Origin of the sequence: uncultured Eudoraea sp. (assembly GCF_947258525.1) — a bacterium.
In the GTDB taxonomy this organism is placed as follows: domain Bacteria; phylum Bacteroidota; class Bacteroidia; order Flavobacteriales; family Flavobacteriaceae; genus Eudoraea.
The window spans coordinates 8,472-12,197 of sequence record NZ_CAMYIP010000167.1 but is presented as its reverse complement, the minus strand read 5'-3'; the positions used below and the strand labels follow the sequence as shown (position 1 = coordinate 12,197).

General features: G+C 41.5%; 2 protein-coding genes. Both read right to left on the bottom strand.

Annotation, left to right across the window (positions count from 1 at the left end; genetic code table 11):
• A partial coding sequence (locus Q0X89_RS12715) for a two-component regulator propeller domain-containing protein (protein WP_297694752.1) occupies positions 1–2,954 on the bottom strand: 2,954 nt, incomplete at its 3' end.
• A gap of 10 nt (positions 2,955–2,964) precedes the next feature.
• On the bottom strand, positions 2,965–3,726 hold a 762-nt coding region (locus Q0X89_RS12710; protein ID WP_297694750.1), incomplete at its 5' end, for an ATP-binding protein.

The following is a 3,726-nucleotide window of genomic DNA, read 5'->3' as shown; positions in this document are numbered from 1 at the left end:
TCATCAAAATCTGTTTCCATAGTTGCATTGAAAGATTTGTCTTTGGCCCTAAGACCATGGTAGGCCAGGCGCAAATATTCATCGGCCAATGCATTGATGTCCGTAGGTTCTTTTACTCCGCTGCTGCTGCGGCTATGCTGCAGCATCCCTTTTACAATATCATCAGCACGTTTGCCATGATGATTAATTTTTTCCAGATTTTGCTTGATGTCACCAGCGATTGCTTTAGCTTCTTCCAGATCCCCTTTCTGCAATTCTTCGTTCATCTCATCGATTAGCTCATTGCTGACTTCTGAGAAATTATTCACGAAGTTTAAAGGGTTTTGGATTTCATGGGCAATCCCGGCAGTGAGTTCGCCCAGGGAAGCCATTTTTTCCGATTGGATAAGTTGACTTTGGGTAGCTTTGAGATTGGTATGCGCTACTTCAAGATCACCATAGGCTTTTTTAATTTCTTTGGCCTGAGCTAATTCTTTTTCTTTTGCCAATGCTCTTTCCTTTTCAATAATTCGTTTCCGTTGAAAACGATCAGCTCCTACAAGACTACCTACGAAAATGAGCCCATAAAATCCAAAGGCCCACCAACTTTTGTACCAGGGCGGCAAGATTGTAATGGGAATTTCCTTCTCCACCCAAATACCATTTCCTTTTGTTGGGCTTTTAATGCGAAACGTATATTCCCCAGGTGGCACCATGGAGTAACTGATCTTCTCCTGGGGACTGGCAGCCCTCCATTCCTGATCATAATTCTCCAGAAAATAAAATATTTTTTCATCAATATCGGCACGGAAATCTACTTTGGTAAAACTAATGGAAAAGATGTTCTGGTCGTGTTTTAGTTCAAGTGACTTGGCTAATAATGGTGGGCCAGACAAGGGTCCTTTTGTAAATGAAGTTAGGAGTTCATTGCCGACCCAGAACTTGGTGAAATAGAGTTTGGCTGTATCTTTTCTGACGTATATCTTTTCGGGATCAAGTTTATAATATCCGCCCTCCCTTCTTGTAAAAGTGATTTCCCCATCAAGTCCCTTAAACGAAGGGCCCATTGCTTCCTGTGCTGCCATACCATTTTTGGGTCCAAACAAAACGTATTGCTCTCGATCAGGATAAACCTTGTAAAGACCTCTGGCCGCTGTAATCCAAAGGTTTCCTGAATCATCTTCGATGATTGATGAGATGCCTTCCTCAATAGCGTGCCGTTCAAATCGGTCCTTGGCCGGGTTATAAAAGTAAAGGCCAGTCCATGTTCCTGCCCATATTACACCCTCCTTATCAATTACTAATTGCCATGCTCCTATACCGGGTAAATAATGCTGAAACTTATTGGTTGTATGATCAAATCTATTGATGCCCCCTCTAAGGGTTCCTATCCATAATACTTTGTTAGCATCTTCTTGAACCACCATGACCTGATTTGAACTAATACTAAGTGCATCGGAACTGTCTGACTTCATTAGAAACGGGTTCCTCTCTGCTGTTATCCACGAAAACTGGTCCTCTTCTCTGTTGTATTTACCCAATCCATAATTGGTACAAACCCATAAATTTTTCTGGCTGTCTTCATATATATAGGAAATACGGCTGCGCCAGCCTTCTTCCTGTGTTTTGTTCTTGTCAAAATACCTCGTGAAGGTATTGTTAACCGCATTATACCGATTGAGCCCATGTCCAGTACCCACCCAAATACTTCCCTGATGGTCTTTTGTGATGGCAGTTACCCTATTATCACTCAGGCTATTTTCATTGTTGGCGTCGCTGGTGAATTTAGTTTCTTTTCCACTTTGCAGATCAACACGCACCAATCCATTTATACTTCCTTTCCATAGCACAGTAGGAGATTCCTGAAATAATGCATGCAATTCTTCTTCACTGGATTCAATCTTTGTGTGGTAAGGGTCAAATTTGTAAAGTCGAAAATCTCTTTCTGTGCTCACCCAAATATGGCCATCCTTTGATGCTACAATCTTCCAAATTGAGGTAATGTTGTAGTCGACAACTGATTTCGTATCCAGGTCGTAGTTGCCAATCTTGCCTTGCAGTGTGCCGATCCAAAGCCTTTTTTCTTTATCCTCTGTAATACTTGTAACCATGCCCCTAAGAATACTTTTCTCAAGGGTGCCCGGATTTTCTGCCATTCTCTCGAACTCACCGCTCTCCCGGTCCAGTCTGTGTAATCCACCCCTTGTGCCTATCCAAAGATTATCTTTACTGTCTTCAAAAATGGACCGTATTTTGTTGCTATTAAGACTATGGGGGTTATTCGCATCGTGCAAATACCTTGTAAATGTTCCAGATGCTCTATCCAGCTTATTGAGGCCGCCCCTCTCATTATTCCCGAATTCAAAACCGGTACCCACCCAAAGGGTACCTTCCCGGTCTTCATAAAGGGACCTCACATTATTATTGCTTAGACTACTATTATCCTTAGGGTCATGTTTGAAATGTGTGAATTTTCCAGTCTCCTGATCTAAACGATCTAATCCCCCTGATGTACCGACCCAAAGATTACCTAAGCGGTCCATCAATATAGTCGAAACAAACCCATCTGTCAAACTTTGTGGATCTTTCGGATCGTGCCTATAATGCACAAATGTATCTGTCAATGGATCCAAACGATCTATCCGCCCACCACCTCCTATCCAGATTATACCATTGTCATCAGCATACAGACATTCGAGGTTAAAACCGCCTAAAGAATTTGGGCTATCCGGGTTGCTTTCATCATAAGTATATCGTTTCATGCTAGAACCGTCATACCTTACGACATATTGGTTAGTTTGATCAAGGAACCACATGAATCCGTATTTATCCTGGACTATGTCGTTAATCTTTCCCAGTGTAAGACCACTTGCGCCAGGGATTGGGATTATGTCTACCTCCTGAGTTTGTGCATAGGCATCTCCTGCGTGAAAGAAAATTAGTAGGATTAGTACGGCAGGAATATAGTTTTTCAAAACGAAGGTATTATTTAGTGCTTAAGGTAATAAAAAAAGTAGTGCTTTTCCCTTCCTCGGTATCCACCTTCAACTCTCCTCCATGTGCTTTTACAATATCATAGGATAAAGATAATCCCAATCCGGTTCCCTGTCCTGTTGGTTTTGTGGTGAAGAAAGGTTGGAATATTTTGTCAAGCAGCTTTTTAGGAATACCATTGCCATTGTCCTTTACAGAAATAAAGACCTTTTCGCCTTCTTTTTTTGTGGTCACAGTAACTGTTGGTTCATAACCCATTTGATTCTTTTTATTTTTTTCATCGGTGGCATAGAAAGCATTCGTAATTAAATTCAGTATTACCCTGCCAATATCTTGAGGAATGATATTGATTTTACCAATTGTTTCATCAAAATCAGTCTCCATTGTAGCATTGAACGATTTGTCCTTCGCTCTAAGGCCATGATACGCCAGCCGTAGATATTCATCGGCCAATTCATTGATATCGGTAGGTTCTTTTACACCACTGCTACTGCGACTGTGTTGCAACATCCCCTTCACAATGGCATCGGCACGTTTGCCATGGTGATTTATTTTTTCCAGATTTTGTTTAATGTCTTCCACGATTGCTTTTGCTTCCTCGAGATCTCCTTTCGCTATTTCTTCGCTCATCTCATCAATCAGCTCATTGCTGACTTCAGAGAAATTATTTACAAAATTCAATGGGTTTTGTATTTCGTGCGCGATGCCGGCAGTGAGTTCGCCCAATGAAGCCATTTTTTCTGACTGGATCAG